Origin of the sequence: uncultured Streptococcus sp. (genome assembly GCF_963528215.1) — a bacterium.
GTDB lineage: Bacteria > Bacillota > Bacilli > Lactobacillales > Streptococcaceae > Streptococcus.
The window spans coordinates 1-20644 of sequence record NZ_CAURVL010000031.1; the positions used below are offsets into that span (position 1 = coordinate 1).

Annotated in this window: 25 protein-coding genes and 1 pseudogene; 1 reads left to right on the forward strand and 25 read right to left on the reverse strand. The window is 43.2% G+C overall.

Annotated features, from left to right (window positions below):
- Positions 1-149: pseudogene (locus RWS24_RS09385) on the forward strand (16S rRNA (guanine(527)-N(7))-methyltransferase RsmG); the annotation flags it as partial.
- 49 nt (positions 150-198) lie between these two features.
- On the opposite strand, the gene RWS24_RS09390 reads toward RWS24_RS09385, so the two are convergent.
- From RWS24_RS09390 to RWS24_RS09510, 25 genes are all read right to left on the reverse strand, one after another.
- On the reverse strand, positions 199-783 hold the full coding sequence (locus tag RWS24_RS09390; RefSeq protein ID WP_149566178.1) for a hypothetical protein: 585 nt from the start codon (positions 781-783) through the stop codon (positions 199-201).
- A gap of 50 nt (positions 784-833) precedes the next feature.
- Entirely contained in the window at positions 834-1670 is an 837-nt protein-coding gene (locus RWS24_RS09395; protein ID WP_295506595.1) for an energy-coupling factor transporter transmembrane protein EcfT, read from the reverse strand.
- Positions 1663-3348, reverse strand: a complete 1686-nt coding sequence (locus tag RWS24_RS09400; protein WP_314366912.1) for an ABC transporter ATP-binding protein — start codon at positions 3346-3348, stop codon at positions 1663-1665. The genes RWS24_RS09395 and RWS24_RS09400 overlap by 8 nt, the downstream gene beginning before the upstream one ends.
- 9 nt (positions 3349-3357) lie before the next feature.
- On the reverse strand, positions 3358-4119 hold the full coding sequence (locus RWS24_RS09405; protein WP_314366914.1) for a nucleoside phosphorylase: 762 nt from the start codon (positions 4117-4119) through the stop codon (positions 3358-3360).
- Positions 4120-4338: 219 nt separating this feature from the next.
- Positions 4339-4599 carry a SemiSWEET family transporter gene (locus RWS24_RS09410; RefSeq protein WP_002898091.1) on the reverse strand — a complete coding sequence of 87 codons (261 nt, stop codon included), beginning with the start codon at positions 4597-4599 and terminating at the stop codon, positions 4339-4341.
- 179 nt (positions 4600-4778) lie between these two features.
- Positions 4779-5696, reverse strand: coding sequence for a DUF4299 family protein (locus RWS24_RS09415; protein ID WP_314366916.1), 918 nt, complete (start codon positions 5694-5696; stop codon positions 4779-4781).
- A gap of 300 nt (positions 5697-5996) precedes the next feature.
- On the reverse strand, positions 5997-6344 hold the full coding sequence (locus RWS24_RS09420; protein WP_314366918.1) for a TfoX/Sxy family protein: 348 nt from the start codon (positions 6342-6344) through the stop codon (positions 5997-5999).
- Positions 6345-6353: 9 nt separating this feature from the next.
- A complete protein-coding gene (locus RWS24_RS09425; protein WP_049553430.1) occupies positions 6354-6767 on the reverse strand; it encodes a VOC family protein in 414 nt (137 codons plus the stop codon).
- Between the two features lie 56 nt (positions 6768-6823).
- Complete coding sequence (locus RWS24_RS09430) at positions 6824-7627, reverse strand: AraC family transcriptional regulator (protein ID WP_314366921.1); 804 nt, start codon at positions 7625-7627, stop codon at positions 6824-6826.
- A gap of 240 nt (positions 7628-7867) precedes the next feature.
- Positions 7868-8176: a putative quinol monooxygenase gene (locus tag RWS24_RS09435; RefSeq protein WP_002896263.1), complete on the reverse strand. Its 309-nt coding sequence runs from the start codon at positions 8174-8176 to the stop codon at positions 7868-7870.
- Positions 8177-8191: 15 nt separating this feature from the next.
- The gene (locus RWS24_RS09440; RefSeq protein ID WP_314366922.1) at positions 8192-9178 is read right to left on the reverse strand and encodes a rhodanese-related sulfurtransferase; all 987 of its coding nucleotides are present in this window, start codon (positions 9176-9178) and stop codon (positions 8192-8194) included.
- 138 nt (positions 9179-9316) lie between these two features.
- A complete protein-coding gene (locus RWS24_RS09445) occupies positions 9317-9808 on the reverse strand; it encodes a DUF6773 family protein (RefSeq protein WP_314366923.1) in 492 nt (163 codons plus the stop codon).
- Positions 9809-9817: 9 nt separating this feature from the next.
- Positions 9818-10495, reverse strand: coding sequence for a type II CAAX endopeptidase family protein (locus RWS24_RS09450; protein ID WP_314366924.1), 678 nt, complete (start codon positions 10493-10495; stop codon positions 9818-9820).
- Positions 10492-10968: a DUF6773 family protein gene (locus RWS24_RS09455; protein ID WP_314366925.1), complete on the reverse strand. Its 477-nt coding sequence runs from the start codon at positions 10966-10968 to the stop codon at positions 10492-10494. The genes RWS24_RS09450 and RWS24_RS09455 overlap by 4 nt, the downstream gene beginning before the upstream one ends.
- Before the next feature lie 21 nt (positions 10969-10989).
- A complete protein-coding gene (locus RWS24_RS09460) occupies positions 10990-11187 on the reverse strand; it encodes a helix-turn-helix transcriptional regulator (protein ID WP_126435838.1) in 198 nt (65 codons plus the stop codon).
- Positions 11171-11371, reverse strand: coding sequence for a hypothetical protein (locus RWS24_RS09465; RefSeq protein WP_125330650.1), 201 nt, complete (start codon positions 11369-11371; stop codon positions 11171-11173). Before RWS24_RS09465 ends, RWS24_RS09460 begins: the two co-directional genes overlap by 17 nt.
- Positions 11372-11638: 267 nt before the next feature.
- A complete protein-coding gene (fsa, locus tag RWS24_RS09470) occupies positions 11639-12283 on the reverse strand; it encodes a fructose-6-phosphate aldolase (protein WP_125380247.1) in 645 nt (214 codons plus the stop codon).
- 698 nt (positions 12284-12981) lie between these two features.
- Positions 12982-13524, reverse strand: coding sequence for an ECF-type riboflavin transporter substrate-binding protein (locus tag RWS24_RS09475; protein WP_002900998.1), 543 nt, complete (start codon positions 13522-13524; stop codon positions 12982-12984).
- Positions 13525-13535: 11 nt separating this feature from the next.
- Positions 13536-14381: an S-adenosyl-l-methionine hydroxide adenosyltransferase family protein gene (locus RWS24_RS09480; protein WP_002911906.1), complete on the reverse strand. Its 846-nt coding sequence runs from the start codon at positions 14379-14381 to the stop codon at positions 13536-13538.
- A 31-nt stretch (positions 14382-14412) separates the two neighbouring features.
- Complete coding sequence (locus RWS24_RS09485) at positions 14413-15006, reverse strand: MptD family putative ECF transporter S component (protein WP_314366927.1); 594 nt, start codon at positions 15004-15006, stop codon at positions 14413-14415.
- Between the two features lie 16 nt (positions 15007-15022).
- Complete coding sequence (locus RWS24_RS09490; RefSeq protein WP_314366929.1) at positions 15023-16405, reverse strand: M20/M25/M40 family metallo-hydrolase; 1383 nt, start codon at positions 16403-16405, stop codon at positions 15023-15025.
- A gap of 116 nt (positions 16406-16521) precedes the next feature.
- Positions 16522-17349, reverse strand: a complete 828-nt coding sequence (locus tag RWS24_RS09495; protein WP_314366931.1) for an amino acid ABC transporter substrate-binding protein — start codon at positions 17347-17349, stop codon at positions 16522-16524.
- A gap of 115 nt (positions 17350-17464) precedes the next feature.
- Positions 17465-18610 carry a M20 peptidase aminoacylase family protein gene (locus RWS24_RS09500; RefSeq protein ID WP_314366932.1) on the reverse strand — a complete coding sequence of 382 codons (1146 nt, stop codon included), beginning with the start codon at positions 18608-18610 and terminating at the stop codon, positions 17465-17467.
- Between the two features lie 105 nt (positions 18611-18715).
- Positions 18716-19822, reverse strand: coding sequence for a DUF4352 domain-containing protein (locus RWS24_RS09505; protein ID WP_314366934.1), 1107 nt, complete (start codon positions 19820-19822; stop codon positions 18716-18718).
- Positions 19823-19946: 124 nt separating this feature from the next.
- Positions 19947-20642, reverse strand: a complete 696-nt coding sequence (locus tag RWS24_RS09510; RefSeq protein ID WP_314366936.1) for a YebC/PmpR family DNA-binding transcriptional regulator — start codon at positions 20640-20642, stop codon at positions 19947-19949.
- Between the last annotated feature and the right edge of the window lie 2 nt (positions 20643-20644).

Sequence of the window (20644 nt, forward strand, 5' to 3'; positions counted from 1 at the left end):
TCAACTTACTCTTTAGCAAGGTCCAAGACAACCTCAGCTATGCCCTACCAAACGGGGACCCCCGCTTTATCACAGTGGTTGAGAAGAAGAAAGAAACACCCAATAAATACCCCCGTAAAGCCGGTATGCCAAACAAAAGGCCGTTATAAGAAAAAACCAGGCTAGTATTGCCTGATTTTTCTTCGCCATTAGAGAATATTATTTTTTATTTGCTTCATTATAGATTCTAATCTGGGGGGCGACTTGATTCACCACATCTAAAAATTGTAATAGTTCAACATAATTTTGATTAGTATAGCGTCCCAGATGCAGACGAATATCTTTGTTAGCACTCATGGGACTATAATACAAATATAGATGAGGATACTTAACGTACTTGTTCTCTTGAACTTTCTCAATCTTAATAGTCAAATCAGTTAAATCAGAAAGCATAAGAAACTGAAAATAGGTATCATCCCGTATGATTGCATCCTTATAAAGATAAAGAGATAGTTTTTCACGTGAATAGCGAGACTGGCTATAAATCTTGTAAAACTTCTTCTCCAGCTCCGGATAATGAGAATAAAGCTTCTGATAGCTCTGCAAGCTCTTTTGCTTAGTAATCCAAGCAAGCCAGGTAAAGAGTGCACTCATCAGTAGTAGCAAAGCAGCAAAAATCAAGGATGCCCAAAAACCAAATTCGTCCGCATGTGGCATATAGAAGAGAAAAATTATACCTCCTAAACCATATAAAACAGGAAATAATAAGTCCTTACGGAATCTACTCTTTATTCTTTCTTCCACCTAGTAGTTATCCTCCTAATATATATTAAACGAAGTTCACACACTTTATCCTACCTCCACGGGTTATAAAAGCGGCCGTGATTGACTGCGAAGAGAACAAAGCAAAGCAATAGAAAGGCGACTGCCAGTGTCAGCACCAGCATATCTCGTTTGCTTAGAGCCTGATAGGTATACCAAGTCCGTTTTTTATTCTTGCCGAAACGGCGCAGTTCCATGGCGGTGGCAATGGTGTTGATACGCTCTAGTGAGCTGAAAATCAGCGGAATGATAATCTGCAGATTTCCCTTTACGCGCTGAGCCAGTTTGGCTTTCTTGGATAATTCCTGCCCGCGCGCTTCCTGAGACATCCTGATGAGGAAAAATTCTTCCTGCAAATCTGGAATATAGCGGAGCGTCAGACTGACCGCGTAAGCAATTTTATAGGAAATACCAAGCTGATGAAGGCTGGAAGCAAACTGACTGGGATGGGTTGTCATGAGGAAAATCACTGCCAGAGGTATGGTCGAAACATACTTGAGCAAGAGATTAAAGAGGTAGAACAGCTCCTGAGCTGTTAGATTATAAGCTCCCCACCCTGTCCAGAGGACATCTTTGGCTCCATAGATATCGACACCATACTGAGGGGCGAAAAGATAGACCATCACTAAATTAAGAGCAGCAAAGGATGCCGCAAAGACTAAAACAAATGAAATGTCTCGGATGCGGATATGGGACAGCCGAAAGAGGCAGAGAGACAGCAGGGCTAGCCCCAGCAAAAAGCGAGTATCATAGCTAATCATGGCTGCCACTGATACCAGAACGAAGAAGAGCATCTTGCTGGCACCGGACAGACCATGAAGAAACGTCTCGCCTGCATGGTAGCCGATTAATTTTCGCTGATTAAGCATGCTTGTCCTCCTTTTTTCGCATATAAAACTCGGTCAAAGCCAGAGGGTCGGCACCAATCTTCTCAGCCAGAGCAAAGATTGACGTTTCTTTTAGATGAGCCGCCGCAATCAACTTCTGATCTGTCAGCACCTGTGCAGGCGCCTTATCGGCTAAAATCTGACCATCCACCACAACCACTGCCCGATCTGAATAATCCAGCATCAGCTGCATATCGTGCGTAATCATTATAATGGTATGTCCCTGCTGGTTGAGCACATCTAGAAAGTCCATCATCTCTGTATAATGGCGCTGGTCCTGACCAGCTGTAGGCTCATCCAAGAGGATAATCTCCGGATTCAGCACCAAGATAGAAGCAATCGTCACTCGCTTCTTCTGGCCGAAAGACAGGGCCGAAATCGGCCAACTGCGGAATTCATAGAGGCCACAGGTCTTGAGAGCCGCATGGACCCGCTCTTCGATTTCCGCTTCTGCCAGTCCGCGCAAGCGCAAGCCTAGGGCCACTTCATCAAAAATCATGGCTGCTGAAATCATCTGATTGGGATTCTGCAGGACATAGCCAATCCGCTCAGCCCGCTCCTTGATAGAGTCTCCTTTGATATCCTGACCTTTCCAGCTATAGCTTCCTTCAGTCTCAATAAACTGACAGAGAGCCTTGGCCAGAGTTGACTTGCCAGCTCCATTTTTACCAACGATGGCTATCCGCTCACCCTTGAAAATCTTCAGGCTGATATCCTGCAAAATAGGCTTGCCGCCGCTCTGGTAAGCAAAGGAAACATGCTCCAATTCCAGCAAGAGCTCCCGAGGCTCTTGGGCAGAGTCAGCCCAGTCACCTCCCTCAAAGGCCAAATCTGCCAGCTGCAGCTGATCCAAGCGGGACAATCCCTCCGCTTTTTCTACATCAAAGCCTAGCTGGCGCAGGGTCGTAATGTAGAGCGGTTCGCGGATGCCATTTTCAGCCAGCAACTGGGTTTTGAGCAGGTCATCAGGATGCCCATCAAAGAGGATGCACCCATCATTGACAAGCACTAATCTGTCTACCGGTCTGTAAAGAACATCTTCCAAGCGATGCTCGATAATCAGAGTCGTCGTTTCCGTCTCCCGATGAAGCTGATCAATCAAATCAATGGTGTCCTGTCCTGACTTTGGATCCAGATTGGCCAAGGGCTCGTCAAAAAGCAGAATGGGACTTTCGTCAATCAAAACCCCAGCCAGACTGACGCGCTGCTTTTGACCGCCTGATAAATCCTGGGGCCGATGCTGCAAAAGCTCAGCTAGATCCAGCTTCCCAGCCCAAGCTTGAACTTTTTCGCGCATAAGCGACAGCCCCATGACGTCATTTTCCAGCGCAAAGGCCAAATCTTCTGCTACGCTAAGCCCAATAAACTGGCCATCCGTGTCCTGCAAGACTGTGCTGACTAGATTGGACTTATCATAAATGCTGGATTCAAAGGCTGGCTGCCCCTTAATCAAGAGCTGACCGCTGGCCTCTCCTTTATAAATGTTGGGGATAATCCCATTGAGGCACTGGCCCAGCGTTGACTTGCCAGAGCCAGACGGTCCGACAATCAGAACCTTTTCCCCCTCGTAAATGGTCAGATTGATCTGCTTCAGGGTCGGCTCAGACTGGGCCTGATATTGAAAGCTAAAGTCTTCAAATTGGATAATTGGTTTTTTCATCTTATTTCTCTATAGTGCCAGAGCGATCTGAATCGCGAGATTGGCAATCTTATCTTTTTCGTCTAAGTCTGCATGATTGGCCAGGTTGCGCATATCCCAAGCTTCCTCAGATAAGTGGTCAGCTGCATAGAAGAACTGGCAGACGGTTATCTCTCGAAAAGCTGCTAAAGCCGCAACTGCGGAACATTCCATGTCCACACAGATCGCTCCCTCCGCCTTTCTCTGGCGGAGTTTAGCTGGCGTCTCACGATAAATGCCGTCTGTCGTCCAGACCTTGCCCTTGCTATGGGAAATTCCAAGCTTCTCCAGAAAAGCCGTCAGAAAATCTTTCAAGCCAAGATTGACTTCCAGCTCACGGCTAGCTGGCTGGTAGTGATAACTAGTCCCCTCATCACGCAGGGCCTCCGTCGGGATAATGACGGAAGTTTCCTTAATCTCCTCATCCAAAATGCCGCAAGTACCGAAAAGCACCAGCTTCTTCATGCCAAAAGCAATCAAGTCTTCCAGAATAGCCACACAGGCCGAAGCTCCAACCGGTGCATTGAAGAGAGCCAGTTCTCGTCCATCCGCGAAAATACGATAGATAGGAATTTCAATATTTGCCATGCTGGTCGTCGTAATCAGCTCATGCTCAAAATCCGCTAGCATCCGCGCAAAAGTCTCTCTGGCAAAGCAGGAGACAGCCGTCTCTGGAAATCCTTCTATAGATTCATTCAAATCTTCCGGATTGATGATGGCCTTGCGACTTTGGTCAAATTCTTCAAGTATCATAGGCTTGCTCTCTTATCCCTTTCTTCCTGATGAAACAGCCAGCAGATAGCTACCGACTTCATCCTACCATTGTATCATAAAAAGGCGGTCTGCTGAACGCTGCCTGCATATTTTCTACATAGCCAAAGCCATAGGCAGACTCTATAGCTACAAATGAGGTGAATACTTTGTCCAATGATTTTCCAACAAAAAAGACTGGGCAGAACTCCCAATCTCATCTTACATAAGGGCTGTTGCAGCAGTAATCAAGCCAAATACGATGCCTGGCATATTAGCCGCTGCCAAAGGAATGTCCCGCTTCTCTTTAAATAGACCATAAATGACCCAGAGTGTACAGTTTAGAGCAGCTACTGAAGGCTGGATAAAGTCACCCTTATTGCCAGCTAGATTATTCATAATCTGTGGGATATAGGAAACATACATCATAACAGACATAAAAGTGGCTACCCAGCCCAAAATTAGCATGTGTTTTTCTTTCATTTCGTTCTCCTTTTTATAAAACTGACCTCTATTCTATAGCTTTTTTTGAAATTTTCAAGATATTTTCAATAATGTTATCAAAAAGAAAAGAGTCACAAAATTGTGAGAACTGCTGCTGAAAGTAAAAAAGCTGCCTTTTGGCAGCTCTGTTAAGATTCAAAAAGTAAATTTTCCTAGCGCTAAAACTTCGGTTCTCCATCGGGGAGTTGATCCAAAATGGCTTCCAGTTCCAGCCGATTGAGTGGCTGAATCCGAATCTGACTGGAATCCAGATAGCTACGGTGAGTGTCTGGAATCTTTTCCAAAAAAGCTTTTAAATCCTTTGTTGTCAGATATTTATAGCCCTGCGGACTGCTGGCATCCTCTATCAGGATATGAAGATGCCATTCCATGTCTTGACTAGCACCGCTCTCAATCATCTCTTTAATCAGGTAGCCCTTAGGCATGGGCTGAGTCGGAAGGACCGTTTCCACCCCTTCTGCCAAGACATAAGAGCCCAGGTATTTCCCGCTCTGATCCTTATAATACTTAGGAGTAGAAAATTGACTCTGAACCTGCTGCATCTCGGCCATCTGCCTGCCAAACTCCTCCACAGGATCTTCAGCTTTGAATAGTTCCAGAAGTTTTTCCTGCGACATATACAAATCATGAGCATAGCCTTCAAAAACATGCATAGACGCAGCTGCAACTCTGGAATTGTTCAGGCCGTAGAGAATATCCGCTTCAAAATCAATATTAAAAATCCCGTCAGCAGTGTAAGTGGTGCCGTATTCATCAACAATATCCTGCTTCATCTTCTGAGCCAAACGACTCATGAAGAGGATAGCCCCTTTCCAGTCGCCAACCGTCGATGGTGTCAAGACACGAACCTGATAGGTTTCTCGGTCTGGCAGATAATAAACTTCAAACCCTCGACCTGCCCCCTCCCAATAGACAGCCAGAAAAGTTCCAACCTGATCCAAGGATTGATAAGCCTTATCGCCTTCGAGGCCTACGACCTCCAGCCCTTCCACCAAGGAAACCAAAGACAGGGGTGTCTCGACCGCCTTATAGCTAAACAAGCCCTTTCGGTTCTGAATGTAAAAAGAAATACTCATACCATGCTCCTTTCTAACGACAAAAGCCTTTCAGAAAGCGAGAAAACGCAAAATCAACACTCAATACTGGTACAAACTCGCTTTTTTCCAAGGCTTTTAGGATAAACTCCATTCGCAAAACAGACTCTGGTATTAGTATAACATTTTTGGAAGAAAAAGACGAAAAAACCTGTATCCATGAAGAGACTTTCCGACTGAAAATTTCATCAATACAGATTCTAAGAATATATTTGAAAAAAAGCAATGAATGAACTTCTAAGAAAGCAAAACTCATCTGAGCACTTCTTACTTTTTATCCTGCTACGTCAGCTCCTGATTGTAGGACAAGGCTAGCTTGATCCAGTAAGACAGTTCTTTTTGTCCTTCGCCATCTAAATCAATATAGCCATGATAAAGCCTCCCCTTCATTAACGTCACACTGGCACCATTTTTAGGCAGGACCTGCTTTTCCATTTCCTTACCGATGCGCACCATGACAAGCTCCTGACCTCTTTCTGAACTCACAGTAACGGTCATCTTACCACGGACCATAAAAGCCAAGCCACCAAACATCTTCTTCTCTTCTACCTCTTCTTCAAAAACATGAGGAGGAAGTTCAGTAGCTAAAATGGCACGGACTTGCTGGGCTAAGGATTCACTATAAGCCATCCTTTCACCTCATTTCATCACATCCCAGCCAATACCAAAGCGGTCAATCAAGCGGCCATAAAACTCTGCGAAAGCTTGTTCCTCTAAAGGATAGAGAATTTGTCCGCCTTCAGCAAGCTTAGCAAAGAGCTCATCGGCTTCTTCTCTACTGTCTGGGCTCAGAACTAACCATTGATTGGGCTGATGATTGCTAGGAATAGATAGGTCGTTAAAAATGCCTACATCTTCACCATGCAGGGTTAAGTTTTCCGTATCTAAGGCAATCCAGGCAAGCTTATCCCGTTTTTCTGCAGGAAGGTCAGCTGGATCCATCATCTCACTGGCTCGGACAAGTCCCTTAATCTCTGTCTGAAAAAGGTCAGCATAAAAACGAAAAGCTTCTTCGGCCTGACCATTAAAACTTAAAAACACGTCTAATTTCATTATTGTTCCTCCAATTTTTTATAGCTGAGAATAAATCTCTATCATCAGTTTATCAATTAGGATAAAAATTTTCTTATTCTCAATTGCGCTTGTTTGGCTAGGGAACGCATGATTAAAACTGGAAGATTAACTGTAATAGGTGGATCGCTGAGCAAGGGCCTGCGCATGCTGATTTCCTCCTGATAGATACTATCGCCTGAAAAAGTGAGAGGCTCATCGCTGCCCCAGCGAAAGTTATGCTTCAAGACATAGTTTTTAGACAGGTGTAAATCCTCCAGCAATTCACAGGCCAAAAGATAGTAGTGACCATCGGGTACATTTTCAAAAGTAAACCGTCTCTCCTGACTCAATGCTACTCCGATAACTGGCTCTTCTTTGGGTATGCGGGTTTTAAAAAGCCCGACACAGCTAATGCGTGGTTCATACCCCTCAGGATAAGATAGCGCCACAGTCAAGCGATTGCCACTTTTACAGTCGGGATCCTGATGCAAGAAAGCTCCCTTCTCATCCAGCTGTTTGATCATAAAATCATAAGCCTTGGTTGATTCCTGATAATATTTTTTAGGTGAAAGTCCAGTATGCCGCTTAAACGTATTGGAAAAACTGCCTAGACTATCATAACCAGCTTCCATAGAGGTCTCAGTCACATTTTGCCGGCCTTCTACAATCTCCTGAATCCCTTTTTCCATCTTAAGAGCTTCCATATATTGCTTGATAGAAAAGCCCATCTTTTTCTTGAAAGTTCTGGATAGATGGGAAGGACTATAATGGAAATGCTGAGCCAAATCGGTCAGGCTCAGCTCTTGATCTGTATGCTGACGCAGATAAACTGCCACTTCTTCCATGATAGCTTTAGACATAGACTTGCTCCTTTCCCATTTATTTAAGCCCATTATATCACATCAAAAAGAAAGAACAAAAAATCGAAACCACAGAAAGAAAATCAGAAATCAAGGGATACTCCGCGAGATGTCCCAAGAATCGGCAGAAATAGTCTGCTTTCCCAAATCCCTATCCAACAGTCCTTTTATCTGTAGGTAAATGATGAAAAAAACTTTAGACGCTTGAATCGTCTAAAGTTTTTAGTCCTTCTTAGGAATTTACAAACTTGCCTTACCATCAAAAATAGTCAGCTTATGCAAATTTTCCATGCCTGCAATAATGGGTCTAGCTTTTACAATGAGATTTTGAAAAACTGCCAAAGTCAGACTATCATTGTGAGCCTGCTCGCTCTCCCAAACTTCATAAATATAGATGCTGTTGGGTTCGTCTGCTTTCTCTCCTAAGATATAGCAGAAACAAGTATCAAGATTTTGCATTTCTTTGACAACTTCTTGCATATAAGCAGCAAGTTCCTGCGCCTTTCCTTCTTTGGCAATTAATTTACCATAAACGCAAAATTTTTCCATTAAGATTTCTCCTTATTACTGAGCTACCAATGTTTCCAAGCTTTCCCCAATCGCAGCCAAACGCTCCACCACTTCTGCCTGGCTCAAGCCATTTTCAGCCACATAGCGGTTACGAAGGTGAACGCGACATTCGTGAGAACAGCCACGGAGGTACTTGTCTTCATTTTCTTCTGAAGTCAGGATGCGACGGTTACACTCTGGATTGCCACAGTTGACATAGCGCTCGCAAGGAGTACCGTCAAACCAGTCTTTCCCAATCACAACTGGATTGACATGGTTGATATCAACAGAGATACGCTCATCAAAGACATACATCTTGCCGTCCCAAAGCTCACCTTGAACTTCTGGATCCTTACCGTAAGTTGCGATACCGCCATGAAGCTGACCGACATCCTTGTAGCCTTCACGAACCATCCAGCCTGAAAATTTCTCACAGCGAACACCACCGGTACAGTAAACAACCACGCGCTTGTCCATGAACTTCTCTTTGTTATCACGAACCCATTGCGGTAATTCACGGAAGTTGCGGATGTCTGGACGGATAGCACCGCGGAAATGACCCAGATCGTACTCATAGTCGTTACGAGTGTCTAAGACAACAGTGTCTTCGTCCAAGAGCGCTTCCTTAAATTCCTTAGGTGATAGGTAAGCTCCTGTCGTCTCTAGTGGGTTGATGTCATTATCAAAATCATTGTCTTCCAAGCCCAAGTGCACGATTTCTTTCTTGTAGCGAACAAACATTTTCTTGAAAGCTTGCTCATTTTCTTCGTCAATCTTGAACCAAAGGTCTTCCATGCCCGGAAGGCTGTGCACATAATCCATGTATTTTTGAGTGGTTTCATAGTCACCAGAAACCGTTCCATTGATTCCCTCATCTGCTACCAAGATACGGCCTTTAAGACCAATAGATTTACAGAAGGCCAGATGATCAGCTGCAAATTTCTCAGCATTCTCAATCGGAACATATTTGTAGTAAAGTAGGACGCGAATATCTTTTGCCATAAGATTTCAACTCTCTTTTCTCTATAAAATTTTCTGAATTTTTTAATTCATCTATTTATTATAACCTGATTGAAAAAACTGGGCAAAATATTTGTTTGAAAAATAGCAGATCTGAAAATTTTAAATGAGAAGGACAAGTTATCGCTTTTCTTCCAATTGATCCAAATACTTTTCAAAGCGCTTTTTCTGCCATTTGTTTATATACTCCAAGAAAATATTGACCAGCAACATAAAGGGAAAGTGAATGACAAACGTAATAAAAATAACAAATAGAAACATGGGGTGAAAAACACTATTATGATAAATAGCATGATTCAGTTGGAAATTCTGGCAGGCAATCAAAAGAGTTAGAGACCCCGTCCAAGCTGCTATACCCCAAATAGTCAGACTGAAACTATTGTAATAATTGGCTCCCAGATACTGAGCCCGAAAGAAGAAATATAAGCAGGCGATAATGATCAAAACCAAGAAGGGCTGATAGTTAATGGCTCTAGCATTCATAGCTACAGAACCAGCATATAAGGCTAAAGCACCATACAACAAAAGACTAAAAGCCTCCATACCGGCCTTGTTAAAAAGCTGCTCTTCCCGCTCGTCCAAGATCTGACGTTTAATAAGTTTGATTTTCATCTCTAACTCCTATCTAGGTATTCCAAAAATGCCTATCAACAACATGATAATTGCAGCAATCCCATTATTGATCATGTGCACTGCAATACTGACTTCCAGTCGACGAGTTCGATAAGCCAACCAGGTCAAAATCACTGAGGATCCACCATAAATCACAAAAGACATAATATTGGTTGGCCCATGAAAAAGAGTAAAGATCAGGCCGCCCATGATGTAACCCCAACCCTCATAACCTTTAAAGATTTTTAGAGGAATGATTCCACGAAAAATTATTTCCTCTGCGATAGGTGCTAAAACTCCAAGTGTGATGGGCAACAAAATCATATCCCCTCTTTGGAACTCTTCTATTATAGATGCTTGGTTCACCGTTGTCTCCTCACCGTGAATCAGGTTCAAAAGAATCTTTCCAAGAACAGACACAAGAATCATACCTAGCAGGCCTAAAATAATTCGCTTCCCGTCTCCTTTTTTAAAAACTTTGCCAGACTGAGATAAAATACCAGCCTTCTTTGCCAGTACACCAAAGACTAGCGAAGTGATAAAAATTAGGAAAATACCAAGAAGAATGGTCCACAATCTTGGAAATTCATAAATTCTTACGACGTGCTGAACCAGCATGGGTAATACATACAGCAGCAATGCTAAGCAAACGCATCCAACCCACAGCAATCGTTTCCACCAAGTCATTCTTCAACCTCCAATTCCTGATCTAGCTTTTTCTGACGTTTGCGGTTGAGAGTTAGGCTGACCTTATCCAAGGTCAAGCTTCCCAATATAAAGAGCAGCATTGAAAGAGCCAACTTGAGCAGGTACCAAATGCTTAAGATACTAGCAAAGCTTTCTCGCTGACCAAAGAAATCAATACCTGCAACGATTAGAGCAAAAACAACTCCACCCATAAAACGCTCTGGCCAGTTTTCCTCCATCACCATGTCACGGACATCAATTCCCAAACTCAAGCGACGCATCAAGGCATATAGACCAACTAGAATAATCAGAATAGTCTCTGGCAGATAGGCCAGTAAGGTTAGATGGAGAATATAGGCTTTGAAAAATACAGAGGTAGCTAAGAAAAGGAATATTCCTAGTACTAGTTCTCCTGCAACTTTACCGTCCAATTTCTCTATCCGTTCGTCTTTTATAATAGGTTGCTTCTTCATCTTCTTACTCACTTTCTTATTTTAGCCTTCCCAAAACAACTGATCCAGAGTCTTATTGAGACATTTACAAATCGCTAAGCATAAACTGAGACTGGGATTGTACTTCCCCGCCTCAATCAGGCCAATGGTCTGGCGGGTCACTCCGATAGCATCTGCCAAGTCCCCCTGGGTCATATCATGCTCAGCTCGTGCCATTTTTAGTCTAAGATTTTTTGCCATGGTCATCATCCTTATCGTCTTTCTTTTGCCCGAATATAACATAGAAAGCACAAGCAAAAGTGATATCAGCAAAACCAAAAATAAGCCACATTTGATTTCTCTGAACTATCCCAAGACTTAGAAATACAACAGCTATTAGAAACCAAGTAAGGGGAATAAGCAGATGAGTTATTTTCTTATTCATGCTATCAATCCTTTCATCATTATAAGTCTATTATACAATATACTTTAAATAATGCAATATATAATTTACATTTTATCTTTTATTTTTTACATTATTTCAGAAGCAATTTCCACAAATCTAAACATCAAAAAAGAGAAGACCAGTTTGGTCTTCTCCAAATCTTAGCTTATCCGCAACCTAGCTCTGTTGACAAAGACCCAAAGTCTTCTCAGTCGCTATGGCTTGCTTAACATTTAGTCAGAGCAGAGATTTCTATTTCCCCAAAACTTATTTTTTAAATGCTTCCCAATCCTTCATAAACTGGGCTATTCCGTTGGTAGTCAGTGGGTGCTGCGTCATTTTTTCAAATAAATTATCCGGAATGGTCGCAATGTGAGCACCAAGTTTTGCAACAGCTTCAACATGTGCTGCATTACGAATACTAGCTGCGATGATTTCAGCTTCAAAATCATAAATATCAATAATCGTACGCAAATCTGCAATCAATTGATAGGCATCTGTTCCGATATCTTCCAAACGTCCAACAAAAGGACTGATGAAGGTAGCTCCAGCTTTCATAGCCATGAGTCCTTGAGAAACTGTAAAAATCAAGGTAACATTCGTTTTAATTCCCTCTTTTGAAAGGACAGAGACAGCTTTTAAGCCTTCCGTTGTCATTGGAATTTTGACAACAACGTTATCAGCCCACTTAGCAATATCCCGTGCTTCCGCAATCATTTCAGGTGCTGTCAAGCCAGTAACCTCTGCACTGACAGGACCACTTACAATCTCACAGATTTCTTGAATAACCGTTTTAAAATCGCGGCCTTCACGTGAAATAATTGTTGGGTTAGTTGTGACGCCATCCACAACACCTAATTCATTAATCGCCTTGATAGCCGCCACATCAGCTGTATCTAAGAAAAATTTCATACCACATGTCCTCCTAGGCTTCTTCATTTAAGCCTTTATTAAAAATAGCACTTGTCATCACAACAAGTAGAACAAATACAACAATGGTCATGATGAAGGCCATCCAGCCAAACTGACCAATTTTACCTAAAATACACATTTGAATCGATAATCCCTGAGCCTAAAAATTAAAAGGGCTCTCTTTTACGAATCAAGAAGTGAAAAAATTGCCAGTCACAACCAACTCAACTGAAACATTTTCTACCCAAACCATATCTATAACTTAGAAGTCTAGACATCCAGCCGTCAGAGCACCTGATTCTGCTGCTAAAACACTGTAGGCACAATCATCAATAACACGTTGGAACTAGCTGAGTCACATAAGAACCAAAGAGACTTTTAACTATTCAAATCTTTGGTTGATCTTAATTCGTTGGCAACGAACTTACCGACTCCTATTTCCTATTATAGTACAATTTTAAAGCGTTTTCAAAAAAAGACTAGAAAAATCTACAAAATTCAGATTCGCAAGAGCTGTTCTAAAATTTGCTCTTGTTTTTTAGCCAGTCTAAATATATCGTCTTATATTGTAAGTAGTTTTAGGAAGTCGTAAATTGCTTAAATTGCCCAGTTCCTAATGGACAACTGTATGATTCATCACTATCAAAAAAAGCCGCCCAGTCGTATAGGCAGCTATTCTTAGATAGAAACTACTATGATTAATCTTTTTTGAGACTTCCTGCGCGGGTGCGGGTGCGAGCGTAAGCAGTCAGCAAGACAGTTCCGATGACTGCTACTGTCGCAGAATTCACTAGAATTGCTACAATACTTTGAGCAATAACCTTATTGACCGGTTCACCAGACACAATCACGTCACCAATTGGACCGATTAGCCAAGCGATTGCATTTGCTCCAAACTGAATCAAGTTAAAGCGAATAATATCCTTGACTTCAAATTTTCCTTCTTCCACTTGGAAGAATTTTCTAAAGAAGCCAACTAATAGACCGAAGACTCCGCTACCAGCAATCCAGAACCACCAGAGTCCTCCACCGCTCATAGCGTCTTTAATGGCGTGGCCAATGAAGCCCATCAGGAAACCGACGATTGGACCAAAGATGACGCTAAAAAGAGCTTGCAGGGGGTATTGGAGCTGGATGCTGGTATTGGGTACAGGCGTTGGAATATTGATCATTCCGATGACCACGAATAGGGCTGCTCCAATTCCTGTTGCGACTACGTTTCTGATTGTATTATTTTTCATTTTCTTCTTCCTTAATTTTCAATTCTTTTGATTTCAATATGCCATTGGGCACCGACGCCAACATTGTAGGCCTTAGCAAAGGAACCTTGGTTAATCGCTAAGCCAACCCGATAGAGGGAGTTAATATAGAGGATAGGCTGACCGATGCGGACATCCGCAAAGGACTTGCCATAGGTTACTTGGTTTTGATAAACCAGCATGTCATTATTGTAAATAGTAACTTCAAAGCGGTCGCCAAATTCTGGTTTTAAGGTACAGAATTCCTCGCGGGTGATAGAGGTCCAGAGAGAGCCGAAGCGGACATCCAGGATATCAATAGCTCCGCTAACATAATTATCCGCAAGCGTGGTCTCTACTACCTGAATTTCGACAATGTCTTCGACCTTGAGCTCTGGCCCAACCTCTTCAAAGCTGATATGGCCGCTGGCCAGCTTAGCACCCGTATAGGCATAGACATCACGACCGTGGAAAGTGTAGGAATGCTCCGTATCCTTGCGACGATTTTCCACCTCAGAAATTTCCCGAATAGCCTCAATGCCGACATGCTTCTTGATGAAAGACAGGGTGCCGTTATCAGGCGTAACGATGTACTGACCTTTTTTAGTCTTGGCTACGACACTCTTACGCTTGGAGCCCACACCCGGATCCACTACTGACACAAAGGTCGTTCCTGCTGGCCAGTAATTAACTGTCTGAAAGAGGCGATAGCTTCCCTCAAAGATATTGTAAGGGGTGATATCGTGAGTCAGATGATGAATTTTCAGAGTGGGCGACTCTTCTAGCGCCACTCCGATCATGGCTGACACAGCTCCATCTACCAGACCAAAGTCCGACTGGAGCACGAGTAAATTGTTCATATTTTCTCCTTAGTTATATTTTCAATGGTATTTAGACCGAAGCTGACTTGGGAAGTCTCGCTTTAAGGATTTGCTTTCCTAACAGAGCTCCAAGTAAAGCGCCCAGTAAAATGCTGGCTACAAACCAGAGGACCAAGCTGGGTTCAGGCTTAAGCATGACCTGCTCGATGTAAGCCTGAGTCTTTCCTCTGGCAAGAAGACTAGCTTCATACTGCTTGGGCGCCAGCCACATTAGGAAAATAGGACCTGCTGTGCTAAAGCTGAAAACCATAAAAGCCAGCAAGCTTCTAACAGTCTTTTGATAGCCGCCTGACCGAGCTATAAGATCCGCTAAAACACCGCAAATCAAACCTGGTAGAAAAGCTCCAAAGCCATGTCGACTAAGCAGAAAGAAGAGACCTAGCAGACAGCCTAAGCCGCTGATTAGACCGAAGGTCTTTATTTTCTCTGTATAGAAGATGAACAGAACTCCGCCAAAGAAAGCTGTAAAAGCTGGAGCGTAAAACATATTGCCTGAGCGGTCAAATAGAAGCCCAACCAAGACGCCTAAGATCATGGCTAGGAAATAAAAGAGGTAAAAGAAGCCAGCCTGCTTCAGTTTGTCTTTTCTTATAGAGTATAGCATAAGCCTTCCTTTCCCGCTAGTCAGCTCGACGATAACTGCCAATCAACTCCTGAATGAGCTCAATATGCGTATAATAATCAGCAATTTTCACATTCTCATCTCCGCCATGGTCTCGGCTATTAGCATTTCCAAGTCCGAAAGCTGCCATAGGAACCTCCAAGGCTGCATAGACCGTGTGCATCGGACCAGTTCCAGCTGAGGTCGGCAGAACAGAGATGCCCTCTTGGTAATAATCTTTAGCCAGTTCGATAAGATTGAGAATGGAAGGCGCGCTCATGTCGCTGCGATAGCTCATCTCTCCTAAGGTATAGGTCAGCTTAACCGCTGGATAGTCATTCTTGTCCAGCTGCTGACGAATCTTGTCTAACACATCCTCTGGCTCCAGACCTGGCACCAGACGAACCTCCATCTTAGCCTGGGCATCTGAAGGTAAAATGGTTTTAACCCCTTGGCCTTGATAGCCTGATCCGAAACCTTCAATATTCAGTGAAGGCTCAAAGTAAAAACGACGGAGAAATTCCTTCCGCTCGTCCAGCAAAACCGGTAATTTCAAACCGTAGACTTGACTCAACTCTTCAGGAGTCCGCAGGGCATATTCCTCAATTAGGACCATCTCCCGTTCATTTGGCTCTTGAACTTGCTCATAGATTCCTTCAACTAAGATACGGCCGTCTGGACTGCGCAAGCTGGATAAAGCATTGAGCAAATACCAAGAAGCTGAATTGATAACCCCACCGAAGCTGGAATGAATGTCTACATCTGCACTTTTGACCGTCATGTCAAAGGTAACAATCCCCTTGTTACCGCCCGAGATTTCCAGCTGCCCTAGATTATTACGGCTACCTTGCTCCCAAACAAGCAAATCCGCTCCTCGCAGGCGTTTGCGATGCTTGGCCAGATATTTATCCAAGTCTGTCGAAGCAGACTCTTCTGCCCCTTCCATCATAAAAATGATATTGACCGGCAAATCACCGTGCTCTCGAATATACTTGCGAACGGCCGTCAAACGAGCGGTAATGTGCCCCTTGTCATCATCCACTCCTCGCCCATACATAACTCCATAATGAACTGACAATGTAAAAGGATCATTGGTCCAAGGCTGGTCATCATCTGCCGGCACTGTGTCGTAGTGGTTGTAGAAAATAATGGTCTTAGCAGCAGGATTTGAAGAAAGAAACTCCGCCAAAATAAATGGAGCAGTATAGCTATCGTCAATCATGACCTTGGCACCTGCAGCTGTAAAAATCTCTCCCAAATAGTTGGCTACTTCCTGCAGGCCAACCTGCTGGGCAAAGATCGATTTTTTAGAGATCAAGGTTCGCAGCACTTCAAAATAGTGCTGGGCTACCTCGTCGTTTTCAAATTTCTTGATTTGTTCAGTCTCAGTTGAGAAAGGCATGCGTTACTCCTATTAACAGCAGATAAAGGGCTGGGGAAATAAGCTTCCCCGCCCTTATCGTATTTCTTGTATCAAAGTCTAGTCAGCCAAATGCAGACTGGACTTGATGGGATTTCTTACTTGATGTCTTTTGCATCTGGCAGGTAAGAACCGCCAAAGAATTCTTGTGATAGTTTTTCAAGCGTACCGTCCTCATAGAGTTCCTTGATTCGCTTGTTGACAAATTTTTGCAGGTCTTCCTGACCGCTTGCAATAATCGGATAGACATAAGGCTGCTTGTCGCTTGGAAGCTCAATTACTTCCAGATTTTTCAAGTCTTGGTCTTTGATAATAGACTCTACAGTTATGCGCTCAAAAATCTTATAGTCTGTACGACCGTCATTGAGATTGGCCAAGATTTGCTGAATGGTTCCGTCCGTATAATTGATTTTTGTCGGTTTATCGCTATGCTCCTTGTTGTAGTCCTCTAGTTGCTGAGCTGTTGAAGTCCCCTGAACAACCTCAGTAGACTTGCCGCCAATGTCATCCAGCGATTTGATGCCCTCACCCTTACGGACAACTAAAACTGTTGGATTTTTCGCATATGGACTAGCATAGAGATATTTGTTAGCTCGTTCTTCAGAGTAGCTGATATTATTGGCACCGATCTGGTAGCGGTCGCTGTCCAGACCTGAGAAAATAGAAGCCCACTTGGTCTTATTGAAATTGACTTCATACTTGTCTGAGTCCTTAAAGATAGCACGAAGGACTTCGATATCGTAGCCAGTCAGTTTACCGTCTTTATCCTCGTATGAAAATGGTTTGGTCGTCCCCACTGTTCCGACTTCTACCTTTGTTTTCTCTGTTTTCTTCTCACTTGATGATGAGCAAGCCACCAAGGCACCAATGGCCAAGACACTGACGGCTGCCAGAGAGAAGTATTTCAAGGTTTTCTTCAGATTCATATTTCGAATTCCTCCTAAAAAGTCTTTCTTTATCATATCAAATAAGAAGAAGCTTGACCATTATATATTTTTTATGGAGGTGATAGCTTTTCTTTATCAGCTCTGAGACAGTCATTTACTCGACTTTCTGCCTGTAGTGCTGCAGGAGAAAGAGAGCACTTTCCACATAGTAAGGAACAGAAACTTTGAAGGCTTCGTCGTCAATGACCATGCTGTCATGATGGAGGTCAGGAGCATTTTCCGCACCATTTGAACCGATAAAGGCAAAGACTCCTGGAAGCTTCTCCTGATAAAAGGCAAAATCTTCTCCAGCCGAGGATGGACTGACAGGCAGGACCTCAGCCAGATTCTGGGAGTGCTCATAAAGCAGATCGGCCAATTCAGGATCATTATAGGTCACAGGCGGTGTATGGTCCCAAGAAATCCTGACCTGAGCTCCAAAATTCTCCGCTGTATTCTCTACAATTCGGATAAAGTCTTCCCTAAGACGCTGCTGCAAGGTCGGATTGAAGCTACGAATCGTTCCTTCAAAAAAGCCCGACTGCGGCAGTACATTCCAAGTTGCCCCCGCTTCTATATGAGTTACAGACAAGACAGCTGCTTCAAAAGGAGACACTGTGCGGGCCACTAGAGGCTGCAGATTTTGAATCATACTAGTTAAGGTCAATACTGTATCAACACCCAAATCCGGTCTAGCCGCATGGCTGCTGACTCCTTCTACCTCCACTTTGAATTTCTCAACCCCAGCCATCATGGTTCCCGCTTTAAGTGCTAGCTGTCCCGCCTTAAGCTGGGGCATATTGTGAAAGCCGATAATAGCAGACACATCGTCCAACAGGCCAGTCGCAAGAACCTGGCTGGCTCCCTGAGAAGTTTCCTCAGCTGGCTGAAAAATCAAACGAACCGTTCCTCTCAAATCACCTTCCATAGCCTTGAGCAGCTCCGCTGCCCCCAAAAGGCTGGTCTGATGAAAATCATGGCCGCAAGCGTGCATGACGCCTGCATTCTGACTGGCGTAAGGCAGACCAGTCTGCTCCAAAATGGGCAGAGCATCGATATCAGCCCTCAGGGCAATAACCGGCTTGCCAGAGCCAACCTCGGCAACTAGGCCAGTTTTCAAACCGGATTCTAAAATCCTAATCTCCAAACCTTCCAGATAGCTTCTTAGGAAAGCTGTCGTTTCAAATTCCTTCCCAGACAGTTCTGGATGCTGATGAAGATAATGCCGCGTTTGCATCAGTTTATCATAAAATTTTTTCATGGCAGACTCCTTTACTCGAATACACCTATCTACCATCCAGTATAGCACAAAGCAAGACGCAGACACAAAAATAGAGAGCAAATAATCAGCCCTCTAATTTTTGTATTAGGATATATCACCTTCGAAGGAGATGACAATGGATTCATAAGAAAAATCACGCTCCAAAACCCACTTGCCATCTGTCTTTACAAATTTCAGCTGATAATCTCGTTCTGGGGTGAGAAGCGGCCGTGAGTCCAATCCAGCCATCATGTCATCAGCATAATTCTTATCCTGTGCTTTATAGAATTCCGAAAGATTCGCATACTCAGAACGATGCTTGTCAGAAAACTCTTCACTGTAGTTCAGGATGGTTTTGCTTAGACTGACCGTTCTCGGTTTAATCTTGATCACTATCTCGTTCGGCATGTACTGGGCTACTGTATAAGAAATTTCGGATCGTTTTGCATTATTTTCCACGTAGGCATCGATAAAGGCATTGACTTCCTTATCAGTAAAGGGATAGTCATGCAATTTACGTTTGAAGTCTTCAGCAAAAGCTGCTCTAAAGTCATTTTTATCTTGCTCCAAATCACCGCCTAAGACAAAATCTTCCTTGCCCTTGGATGACTTTGCCTTGTCTTTGCTTTTGGCGTCTCCACCCAAGAAAACGGCATTCAGATAATCAGAAGCTAGTTTCTTTGAATCTTCGATTTGATCAGTATAGCTCGAAGGATCAACATTTAGCTTGATTTCTTCTGTTTTCTCATCAGCATCATAAGTTTTCTTCTCATAGTGCAGCTCATATTTTTTATCCTTTTCAACCTTAAATACAAGATAACCAGAAAGAGTCTTTCCCTTAGCTAAATCTTCATATTTCAGTATTTTAAAGTTTTCTGCATCATCATAAACTCCGACTGGCTGGATTTTCTCACCTTCTGAATCATAAAAGCCAATGTCTGAAGAGGAAATCATGATTTTTTCATCCGTTTTATTCTTAATTTCCAATGACAAAGCTAAGTATTTTGAATCAGCGGCCCCATTGCTTGGCAAAATAAACTGGCCTTCCTTAATCTTGACCTCTACTTGCCCATTGCTGGCTGCTTTCTTGTCCTTCTTCTCCTGACTTTGCTTACTTGGAATATCCTGATTTGAAGTCGGAAGCAAGGCACAGGCTGTTAAGCTCATTCCTGCTAGAAGCAAGGTCGCGTATTGAAATACTTTTTTCATCATTGTCTCCTTAATAACTTAATAATATGACCTTTCTATTTTACCATACTTATCTTGACTGGTAAATACAGTCTGAAAGTTATTATCATATAAAAAACCTGCAGCTTAAGCTACAGGTTAAGAATGTTTAGAATCCATCTACATTCGTGTAGATTTTTTGGACATCTTCATCGTCTTCTAAAACGCTATAAAGTTTTTCAAAAGTTTCAAGATCGTCACCAGTCAACTCTACTTCAGACCGAGGAATCATTTCAAGCTCGGTAACTTGGAATTCCTGAATGCCAGATTCACGCAGAGCCACGATGGCTTTGTGAAGATCAGTTGGCGCTGTATAGACAGTGATGCTTCCTTCTTCTGCTTCAACATCATCAACATCCACATCCGCTTCCAGCAGCTGTTCAAAGACGCTGTCAGCGTCGTCACCCGCAAAAACAATCACACCTTTATTATCAAACAGATAAGCTACAGAACCACTCGCTCCCATATTGCCGCCATTTTTACCAAAAGCAGCACGGACATTGGCTGCAGTCCGATTGACATTTGAAGTCAGAGTATCGACAATCAGCATAGAACCGTTTGGCCCAAATCCTTCATAGCGGCCTTCAGTAAAGGTTTCGTCAGTGTTTCCTTTTGCCTTATCGATGGCCTTGTCAATGACATGCTTCGGCACCTGAGCCTGCTTAGCTCGGTCGATAACAAATTTCAAAGCTGTGTTAGACTCTGGATCTGGGTCACCTTTTTTAGCTGCTACATAGATTTCCACACCAAACTTAGCATATACTTTTGAGTTCGCGCCATCTTTGGCCGTTTTCTTTGCCACAATAT

Coding starts and splice junctions, on each gene's coding strand:
- RWS24_RS09440 (WP_314366922.1), bottom strand. CDS start 9,178: ATGGCAAAAGATATTCGCGTCCTACTTTACTACAAATATGTTCCGATT.
- RWS24_RS09445 (WP_314366923.1), bottom strand. CDS start 9,808: ATGAAAATCAAACTTATTAAACGTCAGATCTTGGACGAGCGGGAAGAG.
- RWS24_RS09430 (WP_314366921.1), bottom strand. CDS start 7,627: ATGTCTAAAGCTATCATGGAAGAAGTGGCAGTTTATCTGCGTCAGCAT.
- fsa (WP_125380247.1), bottom strand. CDS start 12,283: ATGAAATTTTTCTTAGATACAGCTGATGTGGCGGCTATCAAGGCGATT.
- RWS24_RS09435 (WP_002896263.1), bottom strand. CDS start 8,176: ATGGAAAAATTTTGCGTTTATGGTAAATTAATTGCCAAAGAAGGAAAG.
- RWS24_RS09450 (WP_314366924.1), bottom strand. CDS start 10,495: ATGACTTGGTGGAAACGATTGCTGTGGGTTGGATGCGTTTGCTTAGCA.
- RWS24_RS09495 (WP_314366931.1), bottom strand. CDS start 17,349: ATGAATCTGAAGAAAACCTTGAAATACTTCTCTCTGGCAGCCGTCAGT.
- RWS24_RS09505 (WP_314366934.1), bottom strand. CDS start 19,822: ATGATGAAAAAAGTATTTCAATACGCGACCTTGCTTCTAGCAGGAATG.
- RWS24_RS09480 (WP_002911906.1), bottom strand. CDS start 14,381: ATGAACAATTTACTCGTGCTCCAGTCGGACTTTGGTCTGGTAGATGGA.
- RWS24_RS09400 (WP_314366912.1), bottom strand. CDS start 3,348: ATGAAAAAACCAATTATCCAATTTGAAGACTTTAGCTTTCAATATCAG.
- RWS24_RS09405 (WP_314366914.1), bottom strand. CDS start 4,119: ATGATACTTGAAGAATTTGACCAAAGTCGCAAGGCCATCATCAATCCG.
- RWS24_RS09460 (WP_126435838.1), bottom strand. CDS start 11,187: ATGGCAAAAAATCTTAGACTAAAAATGGCACGAGCTGAGCATGATATG.
- RWS24_RS09420 (WP_314366918.1), bottom strand. CDS start 6,344: ATGGCTTATAGTGAATCCTTAGCCCAGCAAGTCCGTGCCATTTTAGCT.
- RWS24_RS09415 (WP_314366916.1), bottom strand. CDS start 5,696: ATGAGTATTTCTTTTTACATTCAGAACCGAAAGGGCTTGTTTAGCTAT.
- RWS24_RS09455 (WP_314366925.1), bottom strand. CDS start 10,968: ATGAAGAAGCAACCTATTATAAAAGACGAACGGATAGAGAAATTGGAC.
- RWS24_RS09500 (WP_314366932.1), bottom strand. CDS start 18,610: ATGAAAAAATTTTATGATAAACTGATGCAAACGCGGCATTATCTTCAT.
- RWS24_RS09485 (WP_314366927.1), bottom strand. CDS start 15,006: ATGCTATACTCTATAAGAAAAGACAAACTGAAGCAGGCTGGCTTCTTT.
- RWS24_RS09425 (WP_049553430.1), bottom strand. CDS start 6,767: ATGAAATTAGACGTGTTTTTAAGTTTTAATGGTCAGGCCGAAGAAGCT.
- RWS24_RS09475 (WP_002900998.1), bottom strand. CDS start 13,524: ATGAAAAATAATACAATCAGAAACGTAGTCGCAACAGGAATTGGAGCA.
- RWS24_RS09395 (WP_295506595.1), bottom strand. CDS start 1,670: ATGCTTAATCAGCGAAAATTAATCGGCTACCATGCAGGCGAGACGTTT.
- RWS24_RS09465 (WP_125330650.1), bottom strand. CDS start 11,371: ATGAATAAGAAAATAACTCATCTGCTTATTCCCCTTACTTGGTTTCTA.
- RWS24_RS09410 (WP_002898091.1), bottom strand. CDS start 4,599: ATGAAAGAAAAACACATGCTAATTTTGGGCTGGGTAGCCACTTTTATG.
- RWS24_RS09490 (WP_314366929.1), bottom strand. CDS start 16,405: ATGCCTTTCTCAACTGAGACTGAACAAATCAAGAAATTTGAAAACGAC.